The organism is Klebsiella sp. BDA134-6, assembly GCF_015601345.1.
GTDB classification, from domain to species: Bacteria; Pseudomonadota; Gammaproteobacteria; order Enterobacterales; family Enterobacteriaceae; genus Klebsiella; species Klebsiella grimontii.
This window is the reverse complement of the sequence record NZ_CP064784.1, coordinates 1675136-1689307: the sequence shown is the minus strand read 5'-3', so window position 1 is coordinate 1689307 and position 14172 is coordinate 1675136. Positions and strand designations below refer to the sequence as shown.

Sequence of the window (14172 nt, the reverse complement as noted above, 5' to 3'; positions counted from 1 at the left end):
AGCGTGCGATATCTGGCAACATTGTTGTTATCTCTGGCGGTGTTAATCACCGCCGGCTGTGGCTGGCACCTGCGTAGCACTACGCAGGTTCCGACCGCAATGAAAACCATGATCTTCCAGTCGGGCGATCCTAATGGTCCATTAAGTCGTGCCGTCCGTAATCAGCTGCGTCTGAACGGGGTTGAACTGGTCGATAGCAGTACGCTGCGCAAGGATATTCCTTCCCTGCGTCTGGAGACATCGTCCATTCAGAAAGATACGGCGTCTATTTTCCAGGACGGCCGTACTGCGGAATATCAAATGGTAATGACGGTAAATGCCAGCGTCCTGATCCCAGGCCATGATATCTATCCCATCACGACCAAAGTCTACCGCTCGTTCTTCGATAACCCACAGGCGGCGTTAGCGAAAGATGCTGAGCAGGACATGATCGTTCAGGAAATGTACGACAAAGCGGCGGAGCAGCTGATCCGTAAACTACCGAGCGTACACGTTGCGGATGTCGAAGCCACCAAAGAGGATGAGAAGCCGGTCACCACGACCCCAGCCGCTTCCACCTCCGGCAATCGCGTCTCCACTACGCTGGGTAACTGATGATTCGGTTGTACCCGGAACAGCTCCGCGCGCAGCTCACTGAAGGGCTGCGCGCGGCCTATCTACTGCTTGGCAACGATCCGCTGCTGCTGCAGGAGAGCCAGGACGCCATCCGCGAAGCCGCCGCAGCCCAGGGCTTTATCGAACACCACACCGCCACCGTTGATGCCAGTACCGACTGGCCTGCCCTCTTCTCGTTAAGTCAGGCCATGAGCCTGTTTTCCAGCCGCCAGACGCTGCTGCTGATCCTGCCCGATAATGGCCCTAATGCGGCAATTAACGAACAGCTCGCGACGCTCGTCGGCATGCTGCATGACGATTTACTGCTGATCGTTCGTGGTAATAAGCTGACGAAAACGCAGGAGAACGCAGCGTGGATGACGGCGCTAACCAGCCGGGCGGTGCAGGTTAGCTGCCAGACGCCGGAATATGCCCAGCTGCCGCGCTGGCTCGCCGCGCGCGCAAAGCAGAATAATCTGCAGCTTGATGACGCGGCCAGCCAGCTACTGTGCTACTGCTATGAGGGTAATCTGCTGGCTTTGGCGCAGGCTCTGGAGCGCCTTTCGCTGCTGTGGCCGGATGGTAAACTGACGCTGCCGCGGGTTGAGCAGGCCGTGAATGATGCCGCGCATTTCACACCTTACCACTGGGTGGATGCGCTGCTGGCCGGTAAAAGCAAGCGCGTTCTCCACGTTCTGCAACAGCTGCGTCTGGAAGGCAGCGAGCCCGCTATCCTTCTGCGCACCCTACAACGCGAACTGCTGCTGCTGGTCAACCTGAAGCGGCAATCGGCCCATACGCCGCTGCGTTCGCTGTTTGACAAGCATCGCGTATGGCAAAACCGCCGCCAGCTGGTCAGCGACGCGCTGGCCCGCCTTAGCGCCGATCAGCTGCGTCAGGCTGTCACGTTGTTGGCCCGCGCGGAGCTCACCTTCAAGCAGGATTACGGGCACTCCATATGGCCCGAGCTGGAAAGTCTCTCTTTATTGCTCTGCCATAAAGCGCTGGCAGACGTTTTTATTGATGGTTGATATGACTCAGTTACAGGCGATGTATGGCGGCACCTTCGATCCGGTGCATTACGGTCACCTTAAACCGGTGGAAATTCTGGCCAACCTTATCGGCCTCAATAAAGTCACCATCGTGCCCAACAATGTGCCGCCGCACCGCCCGCAGCCCGAAGCCACCAGCGACCAACGCAGGCATATGCTGGCGCTCGCCATCGCCGATAAACCTCTGTTTATCCTCGACGATCGTGAGCTTAAGCGCGACACGCCGTCATATTCAGCGCAAACCCTGCGCGAGTGGCGCCAGGAGCAAGGGCCACAACGCTCCCTGGCGTTTATTATTGGCCAGGATTCACTGCTCACCTTTACCACCTGGCACGAGTATGAAAGCATTCTTGATAACGTACATCTGATCGTTTGCCGACGCCCGGGTTATCCGTTGACCATGGCGTGCGAGCAGGATCAGCAATGGCTGGACAAACATCTCACTCATGACGTCGAGCGGCTGCATAGCAGCCCGGCGGGCGTTATCTACCTGGCCGAAACGCCGTGGTTTGATATCTCTGCCACCCTGATTCGCCAGCGTCTTGAAGCTGGCGAGTCCTGCGCGGACATGCTGCCGGAAACCGTGCTCGACTATATCCATGAGCAGAAGCTCTACTGCTAGCCTTACAACAAGGAGAGTCTCATAGACTCCTTTTGAGAGGGTCATCATGAAGTTATGGTTAGTTCGTCATGGCGAAACCGAAGCTAACGTCGCGGGCCTCTATAGCGGGCATGCTCCCACAGCCTTAACCGAACGCGGAATCGGACAAGCGCAAACGCTGGGAAAGCGGCTGCAGGCCGTTCCTTTTCAGCGCGTGTTTTGCAGTGAACTTGAGCGCACCCAGCGCACGGCCAGCCTGCTGCTTGGCGACCGTGACGTCCCTCGCCAGTCCTTCGCCGAACTCAATGAAATGTTCTTCGGCGACTGGGAAATGCGCCACCATCGCGATTTACAGCATGAAGATGCGGAAAACTACGCCGCGTGGTGCGCCGACTGGCAGCATGCGGCGCCCACTAACGGTGAAGGTTTTCAGGCGTTCGCCAGACGTGTCGCCAGCTTCACCGCCACTCTCCCTCAGCACCAGGAACTTGATCATCTGCTGATCGTCGGCCACCAGGGCGTTCTTAGCCTGTTAATCGCTCAACTTCTGAGTATGCCGGATGCGGCGATGTGGCACTTCCCCATCGAGCATGGCGCGTGGAGCCTTGTCGATCTACAGCCCGATTTCACTACCCTGCGCGTGCTGAATAGCCGGGCAGTTTGGCTGGCGGAAGAAGAATTGCGCGCAGACCATTGACAGGGCAAAGCAGGCTGTTATTCTCCGCAGCCAGGCTGCATTTACCATTTGAACTTTGCAGAAATTGTTTTACAAAAATGGCGATGCAAACATCGGCGATGGATGGGATGATAGCGGCCTTAACCGCCCATTTATCGACATTTATCCCGACTTTGCTACCAGTTCGGGTATACTGTCAGGCTGTTTATTATTATCACTCTTCACACACCCAGGGGGAACTCTTGCAGGGTAAAGCACTCCAGGATTTTGTTATCGACAAAATTGATGACCTGAAAGGTCAGGACATCGTTGCCATTGACGTTCATGGCAAATCCAGCATCACTGATTGCATGGTTATCTGCACAGGCACTTCTACGCGCCATGTTATGTCCATCGCCGACCACGTAGTGCAAGAGTCTCGCGCCGCCGGTATGCTGCCGCTGGGCGTTGAAGGCGAAGTCGCCGCGGACTGGATTGTCGTCGATCTCGGCGACGTTATGGTTCACGTCATGCAGGAAGAGAGCCGTCGTCTGTACGAGCTGGAAAAACTCTGGAGTTAACGCGTGAAGCTGCACCTGGTAGCCGTTGGCACCAAAATGCCGGACTGGGTTCAGACCGGCTTTAGCGAATATCTGCGCCGTTTTCCAAAAGATATGCCGTTCGAACTGGTGGAAATCCCCGCCGGAAAACGCGGTAAAAATGCCGACATCAAGCGAATTCTTGAAAAAGAAGGTGAAATGATGCTGGCGGCCGCAGGCAAAAACCGCATCGTCACCCTGGATATTCCGGGGAAGCCATGGGATACGCCGCAGCTGGCGCGCGAACTGGAACGCTGGAAACAGGATGGCCGGGATGTCAGTCTGCTCATCGGCGGCCCGGAAGGCCTTTCACCCGCTTGCAAAGCGGCAGCGGAACAAAGTTGGTCGCTCTCAACGCTCACCTTACCTCACCCTCTGGTTCGCGTACTGGTGGCCGAGAGTCTGTATCGGGCGTGGAGCATTACCACCAACCACCCTTACCACCGTGAGTAATGATGACCAGGGTAGACTAAGCAGCGAATGAAATTACAGAATTCTTTCCGCGACTATACGGCTGAATCCTCGCTGTTCGTGCGCCGGGCGCTGGTCGCTTTTTTGGGGATTTTGCTGCTTACCGGCGTATTGATCGCCAATCTTTATAACGTGCAGATTGTGCGTTACACCGACTATCAAACGCGTTCGAACGAAAACCGCATCAAGCTGGTCCCTATTCCGCCGAGCCGCGGCATTATCTACGATCGCAACGGCACGCCGCTGGCGCTCAACCGCACGATTTACCAGCTGGAAATGATGCCGGAGAAGGTCGACAACGTTCAGCAAACGCTGGATGCGCTGCGCGACGTTATCGATCTCACCGATGACGATGTAGCGAACTTTAAAAAAGAGCGCGCCCGCTCGCACCGCTTTACCTCCATTCCGGTGAAAGTCAATCTCAGTGAAGTGCAGGTCGCCCGTTTCGCGGTTAACCAGTACCGTTTTCCCGGCGTGGAAGTCAAAGGCTATAAGCGCCGCTACTATCCCTATAATTCCGCTCTGACCCACGTTATCGGCTACGTCTCCAAAATTAACGATAAAGACGTCGATCGCCTGGATAAAGAGGGAAAGCTGGCTAACTACGCCTCCACGCACGATATCGGCAAGCTGGGGATCGAACGTTATTACGAAGATGTCCTGCACGGGCAGACCGGCTATGAAGAAGTTGAAGTAAACAACCGCGGCCGGGTAATTCGCCAGCTAAAAGAGGTTCCGCCACAGGCCGGGCGCGATATCTATTTAACGCTCGACCTGAAGCTACAGCAGTATATTGAAACGCTGTTGGCCGGCAGTCGCGCGGCGGTCGTGGTCACAGACCCGCGTACCGGCGCCATCCTCGCGCTGGTCTCGACGCCAAGCTACGACCCCAACCTGTTCGTTGACGGTATTTCCAGCAAAGACTACTCCGGGCTGCTTAACGATCCTAATACACCGCTGGTCAACCGCGCGACCCAGGGCGTTTACCCCCCGGCGTCAACGGTTAAACCTTACGTTGCCGTGTCGGCGCTCAGCGCCGGAGTTATTACCCGCAACACCAGCCTGTTTGACCCCGGCTGGTGGCAGCTCCCCGGCTCGGATAAGCGCTACCGCGACTGGAAAAAATGGGGCCACGGCCATCTGAACGTCACCAAAGCGCTGGAAGAGTCGGCCGATACCTACTTCTATCAGGTTGCTTACGATATGGGTATCGACCGCCTGTCGGAGTGGATGGGTAAGTTCGGCTATGGCCACTATACCGGCGTTGACCTGGCGGAAGAGCGCTCCGGCAATATGCCGACCCGCGAATGGAAGCTCAAGCGCTTCAAGAAACCGTGGTACCAGGGTGATACCATTCCGGTCGGCATCGGGCAGGGTTACTGGACCGCGACGCCTATCCAGATGAACAAGGCGCTGATGATCCTGATTAACGATGGCGTGGTAAAAGTGCCGCACCTGCTGCAGAGTACGGTAGAGGACGGTAAACCGGTGCCGTGGGTTCAGCCCCATGAACCGCCGGTCGGCGATATCCACTCTGGTTTTTGGGAGATCGCCAAAGACGGTATGTTTGGCGTCGCCAACCGCGGCAACGGTACCGCGCATAAATACTTCGCCAGCGCGCCGTATAAAATTGCGGCCAAGTCGGGTACCGCTCAGGTCTTCGGCCTGAAAGCCAACGAGACCTATAACGCGCACAGAATCGCTGAACGCCTGCGTGACCATAAACTGATGACGGCGTTTGCCCCTTACAACAACCCCCAGGTTGCCGTTGCCATTATTCTTGAGAACGGCGGCGCAGGTCCGGCAGTCGGTACCATTATGCGTCAGATTCTCGATCATATAATGCTGGGCGATAACAACACCAACCTGCCGAGTGAAAACCCGGCGGTAACGGCTGGGGAGGATCAATAATGACTGATAATCCGAATAAAAAATCGCTATGGGATAAAATCCACCTCGACCCCACCATGCTGCTTATCCTGCTGGCGCTGCTGACCTATAGCGCGCTGGTTATCTGGAGCGCCAGCGGTCAGGACATGGGCATGATGGAGCGTAAAATCGGCCAGATCGCTATGGGGATTGTTATCATGATCGTCATGGCGCAAATTCCGCCGCGGGTCTATGAGGGCTGGGCACCCTATCTCTATATCTTCTGTATTATCCTGCTGGTGGCGGTTGATGCCTTCGGCGCCATCTCTAAAGGGGCACAGCGCTGGTTGGATCTCGGCATCGTCCGCTTCCAGCCGTCGGAAATTGCCAAAATAGCCGTACCGCTGATGGTGGCGCGCTTTATCAACCGCGATGTTTGCCCGCCATCGCTGAAAAATACCGCTATCGCGCTGGTGCTGATTTTCCTGCCCACGCTGCTGGTCGCCGCGCAGCCTGACCTCGGGACCTCGATTCTGGTCGCTCTGTCCGGCCTGTTCGTGCTCTTTCTGTCTGGTCTCAGCTGGCGTCTGATCGGTATCGCCGTGGTGCTGGTCGCCGCCTTTATTCCGATCCTCTGGTTCTTCCTGATGCATGATTATCAGCGCCAGCGCGTAATGATGCTGCTCGACCCGGAAACCGATCCGCTCGGTGCGGGTTACCACATTATTCAGTCAAAAATCGCCATCGGCTCCGGCGGGCTGCGCGGGAAAGGCTGGCTGCATGGCACCCAGTCGCAGCTGGAGTTTCTGCCTGAACGCCATACCGACTTTATCTTTGCCGTACTGGCGGAAGAGCTGGGACTGATTGGCGTACTGATCCTGCTGGCGCTCTATATTCTGCTGATCATGCGCGGGTTGTGGATTGCCGCCCAGGCGCAAACCACTTTTGGCCGGGTCATGGCCGGTGGTTTAATGTTGATTTTATTCGTTTATGTCTTCGTAAATATTGGTATGGTAAGTGGTATTTTACCGGTGGTGGGGGTACCTTTGCCGCTGGTCAGCTACGGGGGCTCTGCCCTAATCGTATTGATGGCCGGGTTTGGTATCGTTATGTCGATCCATACTCACAGAAAAATGTTGTCGAAAAGCGTGTAAGGGGTTCGCGATGCGTAAGCAATGGCTGGGGATCTGCATAGCAGCAGGACTGCTGGCGGCATGTTCGGGTGAAGACGTTCAACAAAAAACGGTCAGCACTCCACAGCCGGCCGTTTGCAATGGCCCGACGGTGGAAATTAGCGGCGCCGATCCGCAGTATGAAACGCCTAACGCAACGGCGAATCAGGATTACGAACGTGATGGCAAAAGCTATAAAATCGTTCAGGATCCGTCTAACTTCACCCAAGCGGGCTTCGCAGCTATCTACGACGCCGAGCCTAACAGCAACCTGACCGCATCGGGAGAAGCGTTCGATCCCACACAGCTTACCGCAGCCCATCCCACGCTGCCGATCCCAAGCTACGCGCGGATCACCAACCTGGCGAACGGCCGCATGATCGTAGTACGTATCAACGATCGCGGCCCCTACGGTAACGATCGCGTGATTTCACTGTCGCGCGCCTCGGCCGATCGTCTGAATACCTCGAATAACACCAAAGTGCGCATCGATCCGATCGTCGTCGCGCCGGACGGCTCGCTTTCCGGTCCGGGGATGGCATGTACGACGGTGGCCAAACAGACCTATGCCCTGCCTGCCCGCCCGAATCTTGACGGCGATAACAGCGCGGGGATGAGTCAACCCGCACAAACTGACGTGCACGCCATCAGTAACTCAACCCTGAAGCCGGAAGACACTACCGGCGCTCCGGTTAACAGCGGCGGTTTCCTCGGCGCGCCGACGCCGCTGAATAACGGCGTGCTGGAAGGCAGCGAGCCTGTCGTGCAAACCGCCCCGGTTACCGCGCCGGGTTCAGTGCAAGGCAGCGTGGCGCCTGCCGTAGCCGCCACCGCCGCCGTGACGCCTGCCGCAGCCGCCAGCGGTGATTTCGTCGTGCAGGTCGGTGCCGTCAGCGATCAATCGCGCGCCCAGCAGTACCAGCAGCGTCTGAGCCAGCAATTTTCCGTCCCGGGCCGCGTCACGCAAAACGGCGCGGTATGGCGGATTCAGCTCGGCCCATTCAGCAGCAAAGCGCAGGCCAGCACGATCCAACAGCGTCTGCAAAGCGAAGCTCAGCTGCAGTCATTTATTACTCGCGCCAACTAAAGGCATCGCACCCGCATCCCCTGCTCGTTGCGCATGACAAAGTCATTAACAAAGTCGTGCGCAATGTCGGATGCTGGTTCGTAATGCGTTTGTTATAGTAAGGCACTTTTTTAACTCCATCACGGATGCCGTTGTTCAGACCATGAAGACCTCTTTTACCGCTCGTTTACTCGTTACGGCGCTCTCCGTGGCAGCGCTGTCCTCCGCTGCCCGCGCCGATGACCTGAATATCAAAACTATGATCCCAGGCGCCCCGCAGATTGACGCCGAATCCTGGATTCTTATCGATTACAACTCAGGCAAAGTACTGGCAGAAAACAACGCCGACTCCCGCCGTGACCCGGCAAGTCTGACCAAGATGATGACCAGCTATGTGATTGGTCAGGCCATGAAAGCGGGCAAGTTTAAAGAGTCCGACCTGGTCACCGTGGGTAACGACGCATGGGCGACCGGCAACCCGGTCTTTAAAGGCTCCTCGTTGATGTTCCTCAAACCGGGTATGCAAGTGCCGGTATCCCAGCTGATCCGCGGTATCAACCTGCAGTCCGGCAACGACGCCTGCGTGGCGATGGCCGACTACGTCGCGGGTAGTCAGGATGCCTTCGTCAGCCTGATGAACAACTACGTTAACGCCCTTGGCCTGAAAAATACCCACTTCCAGACCGTTCACGGCCTGGATGCCGATGGTCAATTCAGTTCTGCGCGCGACATGGCGCTTATTGGCCAGGCGCTGGTTCGCGATGTCCCGAACGAATACACCATCTATAAAGAAAAAGAGTTTACCTTCAACGGTATTCGCCAACTCAACCGCAACGGGCTACTGTGGGACAACAGCCTGAACGTCGACGGTATTAAAACCGGCCATACCGACAAAGCGGGCTATAACCTCGTGGCTTCCGCAACCGAAGGCCAGATGCGCCTGATCTCCGCCGTAATGGGCGGCCGTACTTTTAAAGGCCGCGAGTCCGAAAGCAAAAAGCTGCTGACCTGGGGCTTCCGCTTCTTCGAAACCGTTAACCCAATTAAAGCCGGTAAAGAGTTCGCTTCTGAACCCGCCTGGTTCGGCGATAGCGATCGCGCCTCTCTCGGCGTGGATAAAGACGTTTATCTGACTATCCCGCGCGGCCGCATGAAAGATCTGAAAGCCAGCTACGTGCTGAATAACGCCGAACTGCACGCGCCGCTGCAGAAAAATCAGGTGGTCGGCACGATTAACTTCCAACTGGATGGCAAAACGATCGATCAGCGCCCGCTAGTCGTGTTGCAGGAAATCCAGGAAGGCAATTTCTTCGGCAAAATCATTGATTACATTAAGTTAATGTTCCATCACTGGTTTGGTTAAAAATCGACCACTTGAAAGTGTGATTTACATCCCCATATACTAGATATCCTGATAACTCCCACACGTCGTGGGAGTTATTATTTTTTGTTGTAACACCGGAGCTGACATGAAAACCAAACTTAACGAACTGCTTGAATTCCCTACACCATTTACTTACAAAGTAATGGGACAGGCGTTGCCGGAGCTGGTTGACCAGGTGGTTGAAGTGGTACAGCGCCATGCACCAGGTGATTACTCTCCGACGGTAAAACCCAGCAGCAAAGGCAACTACCACTCAGTCTCTATTACCATCAATGCAACCCACATTGAGCAGGTAGAAACCCTGTATGAAGAACTGGGCAATATTGAAATCGTACGGATGGTACTGTAAATCTATTCCCCCGACCCGGCCCTGCGCCGGGTCTTTCTCGCTGTGATATACTCCCCCACTCAAGTCATTCTCTCTCTGCGGAGACGTTGTTTTGCAGCACAATAAAATCCTCATCCGCCAGCTCGGCCTGCAACCTTACGAACCTGTCTCGCAGGCAATGCATGAGTTTACCGATACCCGCGACGATGCCACCCTGGATGAAATCTGGCTGGTGGAGCATCACCCGGTGTTCACGCAGGGTCAGGCCGGAAAGGCTGAACATGTTCTGGTCCCCGGCGAGATACCGGTTATTCAGAGCGATCGCGGCGGACAGGTCACCTATCATGGCCCCGGACAGCAGGTGATGTACGTTCTGTTGAACCTTAAACGCCGCAAGCTGGGCGTGCGTGAGCTGGTGACTCTTTTAGAGCAAACCGTCGTTAACACCCTGGCGGAGTATGGTATTGAATCGCATCCGCGGGCAGACGCGCCCGGTGTCTACGTGGGCGAACAGAAGATCTGCTCTCTGGGTTTGCGCATCCGCAAAGGTTGCTCATTCCACGGTCTGGCGCTGAATATCAACATGGATCTGTCACCGTTCCTCAGGATTAACCCATGCGGTTATGCCGGAATGGAGATGACGCAGATGCGCCAGTGGCGGCCCGATGCCCGTACGGATACCGTCGCGCCACGCCTCGCCGCCAATCTGCTGGCTTTACTAAACGATCCGCCGGCGGAATATATTCAATCTTGCTAGCTATCACGTCCCGTGAACGCGGGACGTCACATTTTTACATCCGCCTGGATTAAGTCTTTATTTTTGCAATCAATTATCACTAATAAAATAATTGTGACCGCTATAATGGTGCTAATCATCACTAGCGGAAATATAGAGTGGACGAAAATAACTCTCAGACAGAACCAACCGAACGCCTTGACGATCGCCACGATCGGCATATGTTTCGCATTCTGCGTAATATCGATCTCAATTTACTCACTATTTTTGAAGCGGTTTACGTCCATAAAGGTATCGTCAACGCGGCCAAAATACTGAATATCACGCCCTCTGCGATTAGTCAGTCCATCAACAAACTGCGCGCCCTCTTCCCTGACCCGCTTTTTATCCGCAAGGGCCAGGGCGTAACGCCAACGGCTTATGCCTCGCATCTTCATAAGCATATTAGCCAGGGTATGGAGGCATTTCTTAACGCCCTGGATTTAACCGGGAATACCCGGAGCGAGCGGGTGATAACCGTGGCTACCTCGCCGGCTATTGGCGCGTTGATCATGCCGGTTATCACCAGGCAGCTGCGGAGCGTCTTTCCCCAGATTTTGCTGCACAATGTCGCCATCACCGACGCGGCCAGCCAGTTAAACCAGCGTCAGGTTGACCTGCTGGTTGACAGTTTCCCCCACAGCGGGCAGGGGATTACGCACCATGTGCTATTTCAGGATAGCGTACATATCTTCTGCCGGGCAGGGCATCCGGCCCTGACGCTGCCGGCAACCTCAGCAAATCTCAGTCAATATGAATTCGCGCTTCTGCAGCCTGAAGGCCAGCGCTATACGACGATCCTGCGCCACCTGCATGAGCATCTCGGCGAACGTCGCTATGGGTTCAGCAGCTACAATCTGTTAACTCAAGCAGCCCTGGTCAACGACAGCGATATGCTGGGGCTAATCACGTCCGGAATGTTCTCGCTGGTCGAGAAGATTTGGCCCTTAAAAATGATCGATTTTCCGCCTCTGCGGGAAGAAAGAATTGATATTGCGCTGCACTATAACAAGCTCAGCGCGAAGGAGCCCTTGCTGAAAGAGATCGTTGAGACGATTCGCCAGGCTTTTTAGTCGATAAAGCACGTGAGGGAAAAGCATAAAACAACAACTATTTTACAATTTGCCGGCCAGCAGGCTGCTTTATCCCCCGTATCAATGATATACTGCCTGCGTTTAATTCAAAAATAGTTGATAAATGCAACATTTACTTGAATTGATTCGCTTTCCTTCGTCACTCGCAACTGGAACACGCACGCTATGAGTAAACCCATTGTGATGGAACGCGGTGTTAAATACCGCGATGCCGATAAAATGGCCCTTATCCCGGTGAAAAACGTGGCAACTGAGCGTGAAGCTCTGCTCAGAAAACCGGAATGGATGAAAATCAAACTTCCGGCTGACTCGTCCCGTATCCAGGGGATTAAGGCAGCGATGCGTAAGAACGGCCTGCACTCCGTGTGCGAAGAAGCCTCTTGCCCTAACCTCGCGGAATGTTTTAATCACGGAACGGCAACCTTTATGATTCTGGGTGCCATCTGTACCCGTCGTTGCCCGTTCTGCGATGTTGCCCACGGTCGCCCGGTTACGCCGGACGCCAACGAGCCGCAGAAGCTGGCGCAAACCATCGCCGATATGGCGCTGCGCTATGTGGTGGTGACTTCCGTGGATCGGGACGATCTGCGCGATGGCGGCGCTCAGCACTTTGCCGACTGCATCAAAGCGATTCGTGAAAAAAGCCCGACGATTAAAATTGAAACCCTGGTACCGGACTTCCGCGGCCGTATGGATCGCGCGCTGGAAATCCTCCAGGCGACGCCGCCGGACGTGTTTAACCATAACCTGGAAAACGTGCCGCGCCTGTATCGCCAGGTACGCCCTGGCGCCGACTACAACTGGTCGCTGAAGCTGCTGGAACGCTTTAAAGAAGCACATCCAGAGATCCCGACGAAATCGGGCCTGATGGTTGGTTTAGGCGAAACCAATGCTGAAATCGTAGAAGTGATGCGCGATCTGCGTCGCCATGGCGTCACCATGCTGACGTTAGGCCAGTATTTGCAGCCGAGCCGCCATCACCTGCCGGTACAGCGCTACGTGAGCCCGGATGAGTTCGAAGAGATGAAAGCCGAAGCGATGGCCATGGGCTTTACCCACGCTGCCTGCGGGCCGTTCGTTCGCTCGTCCTATCATGCCGACCTGCAGGCCAAAGGCATGGAAGTGAAGTAACCCCTCCCAACCGCGGCGTGATATTTTTCGCGCTGCGGTCCATCCTGCCAATGCATTCTTTTCCTGAGAAAAAGCCCAACGCGGTAACAGTTGGTTGCATCTTTTTAGACCAATGTATATACATTTAACATAAAAAAGGCCGCAGCGTTAACGTTGCGGCCTCTTTGCCGACGCGGTTTAGCCCCGTCGGTAGCGAGCCTCCTCTATCAGGAAACTCGTCGCGAATTACTCTTTATGAGAGAGCTTCTGTGCCGGCGCTTCTTCAGCACTGGTCTTCTTCGCACTGTCATCGTCATCGTTCATGGCTTTTTTAAAGCCTTTGATAGCCGAGCCCAGGTCTCCACCCAGCGTGCGTAACTTTTTGGTACCAAACACCAGGATAATCAGCGCTGCGACTACCAGCAGTTTGGTAATACTAATCTCACCCATAGCTAACCTTCTTCTCTAATACAAGCTGCGAATACGCCATCATACACGCATACAATTAACGGCTATTTGACGCGCGGACACAATAGCAATCTGTAACAAGGTGAATCAAGCCTTGTTTAAAAAAACGTCATAATAATTGCGGTGGCGCAAAGCGGCGATTACGCAACACCGGCAGGCGCTCGCGTACCTGCTGGATATAATCAGCTGAAAGTTCAGAAAAAATCAACTGCGGTCGCTCTCCCGCCCCGGCAAGCGTTGTCCCTAAGGGGTCGATAATACGGCTTTGGCCGATATTACGCGTCCCGCACTCTCCTGCGGCGACAATATAGCAGGTGGTATCCAGCGCTCGTGCCGCCAGCAGCGTCGCCCAGTGATGTTCCTTCAGCGGCCCTTTTACCCACGCGGCAGGCAACACGATAAGCTGCGCACCGCTGAGCGCTAACGACAGCGCCAGTTCAGGGAAACGTAAATCGTAGCAGGTCATCAGCCCGACGCGCATCCCATCGACTTCGATCAGCGGCGGAATTTGCCGCCCGGCATCGACCAACCTGGATTCTTGGATATTGAACGCATCATAGAGATGCAGTTTCTGGTATTGCTCCACAATCTTCCCCTGACGCAGGGCCACCAGCGTATTCGTCGCTCGACCTTCGCCGGAAGGGATATGCAGGGTCAGCACCGTCGTCAACGCACTATTTTCGCTCTCTGCCAGCAAGAGCTGTAAAAAGTCGCCATCAAGCTGCTGGGCGGATTTAACTGACAAATCCGCATCGTTATCGTCTCGCGCCAGCAACGCCTCTGGCAGAACCAGAAGAGATGCCCCCCGCTCCGCGGCCAGACGCATCATACTGACGCAGGTCTGCGCGTTTTCACTCCAGTCCGGCGTTACGGCAAATTGTCCGGCAGCAACAAGCATCTTTTCTCTCCCGTCAGGTTAGTCGTAGCCAGTAAG

Annotated in this window: 16 protein-coding genes; 14 read left to right on the top strand and 2 right to left on the bottom strand. The window is 55.2% G+C overall.

Annotated elements, in window-relative coordinates; all coding sequences use genetic code 11:
* Positions 1–3: 3 nt before the first annotated feature.
* The 14 genes from lptE to lipA all read left to right on the top strand — a co-directional run bounded on the left by lptE (position 4) and on the right by lipA (position 12791).
* The gene (lptE, locus tag IYV58_RS07700) at positions 4–594 is read left to right on the top strand and encodes an LPS assembly lipoprotein LptE (protein WP_004130425.1); all 591 of its coding nucleotides are present in this window, start codon (positions 4–6) and stop codon (positions 592–594) included.
* A complete protein-coding gene (holA, locus tag IYV58_RS07695) occupies positions 594–1625 on the top strand; it encodes a DNA polymerase III subunit delta (RefSeq protein ID WP_004130422.1) in 1032 nt (343 codons plus the stop codon). The genes lptE and holA overlap by 1 nt, the downstream gene beginning before the upstream one ends.
* The gene (nadD, locus tag IYV58_RS07690) at positions 1618–2268 is read left to right on the top strand and encodes a nicotinate-nucleotide adenylyltransferase (protein ID WP_004130420.1); all 651 of its coding nucleotides are present in this window, start codon (positions 1618–1620) and stop codon (positions 2266–2268) included. The genes holA and nadD overlap by 8 nt, the downstream gene beginning before the upstream one ends.
* A 46-nt stretch (positions 2269–2314) precedes the next feature.
* Positions 2315–2944 (top strand): adenosylcobalamin/alpha-ribazole phosphatase, encoded by a 630-nt coding sequence (locus tag IYV58_RS07685; RefSeq protein ID WP_170100666.1) that lies wholly within the window; start codon positions 2315–2317, stop codon positions 2942–2944.
* 221 nt (positions 2945–3165) lie between these two features.
* Entirely contained in the window at positions 3166–3483 is a 318-nt protein-coding gene (gene rsfS, locus IYV58_RS07680) for a ribosome silencing factor (RefSeq protein WP_004130418.1), read from the top strand.
* Positions 3484–3486: 3 nt separating this feature from the next.
* A complete protein-coding gene (rlmH, locus tag IYV58_RS07675; RefSeq protein ID WP_004100160.1) occupies positions 3487–3954 on the top strand; it encodes a 23S rRNA (pseudouridine(1915)-N(3))-methyltransferase RlmH in 468 nt (155 codons plus the stop codon).
* 27 nt (positions 3955–3981) lie between these two features.
* Complete coding sequence (mrdA, locus tag IYV58_RS07670; protein ID WP_004130417.1) at positions 3982–5883, top strand: peptidoglycan DD-transpeptidase MrdA; 1902 nt, start codon at positions 3982–3984, stop codon at positions 5881–5883.
* Positions 5883–6995: a peptidoglycan glycosyltransferase MrdB gene (gene mrdB, locus IYV58_RS07665; protein WP_004100156.1), complete on the top strand. Its 1113-nt coding sequence runs from the start codon at positions 5883–5885 to the stop codon at positions 6993–6995. The genes mrdA and mrdB overlap by 1 nt, the downstream gene beginning before the upstream one ends.
* A gap of 10 nt (positions 6996–7005) precedes the next feature.
* Positions 7006–8100, top strand: coding sequence for an endolytic peptidoglycan transglycosylase RlpA (gene rlpA, locus IYV58_RS07660; protein ID WP_004130416.1), 1095 nt, complete (start codon positions 7006–7008; stop codon positions 8098–8100).
* Positions 8101–8242: 142 nt separating this feature from the next.
* Positions 8243–9442, top strand: coding sequence for a D-alanyl-D-alanine carboxypeptidase DacA (gene dacA / locus IYV58_RS07655; protein WP_032742271.1), 1200 nt, complete (start codon positions 8243–8245; stop codon positions 9440–9442).
* Positions 9443–9548: 106 nt separating this feature from the next.
* Complete coding sequence (gene ybeD / locus IYV58_RS07650) at positions 9549–9812, top strand: DUF493 family protein YbeD (RefSeq protein ID WP_004100153.1); 264 nt, start codon at positions 9549–9551, stop codon at positions 9810–9812.
* 91 nt (positions 9813–9903) lie between these two features.
* The gene (lipB, locus tag IYV58_RS07645) at positions 9904–10548 is read left to right on the top strand and encodes a lipoyl(octanoyl) transferase LipB (protein ID WP_004130414.1); all 645 of its coding nucleotides are present in this window, start codon (positions 9904–9906) and stop codon (positions 10546–10548) included.
* Between the two features lie 137 nt (positions 10549–10685).
* Positions 10686–11639 (top strand): YbeF family transcriptional regulator, encoded by a 954-nt coding sequence (locus IYV58_RS07640; RefSeq protein WP_195729516.1) that lies wholly within the window; start codon positions 10686–10688, stop codon positions 11637–11639.
* 186 nt (positions 11640–11825) lie between these two features.
* Complete coding sequence (gene lipA, locus IYV58_RS07635; RefSeq protein ID WP_004130412.1) at positions 11826–12791, top strand: lipoyl synthase; 966 nt, start codon at positions 11826–11828, stop codon at positions 12789–12791.
* Between the two features lie 225 nt (positions 12792–13016).
* Here lipA and tatE read toward each other — a convergent pair whose 3' ends face one another.
* Together tatE and IYV58_RS07625 are read right to left on the bottom strand one after the other, a co-directional pair.
* Positions 13017–13220, bottom strand: coding sequence for a twin-arginine translocase subunit TatE (tatE, locus tag IYV58_RS07630; protein ID WP_004130411.1), 204 nt, complete (start codon positions 13218–13220; stop codon positions 13017–13019).
* 127 nt (positions 13221–13347) lie between these two features.
* Positions 13348–14136, bottom strand: a complete 789-nt coding sequence (locus tag IYV58_RS07625) for a deaminated glutathione amidase (RefSeq protein WP_087828672.1) — start codon at positions 14134–14136, stop codon at positions 13348–13350.
* Positions 14137–14172 lie beyond the last annotated feature (36 nt).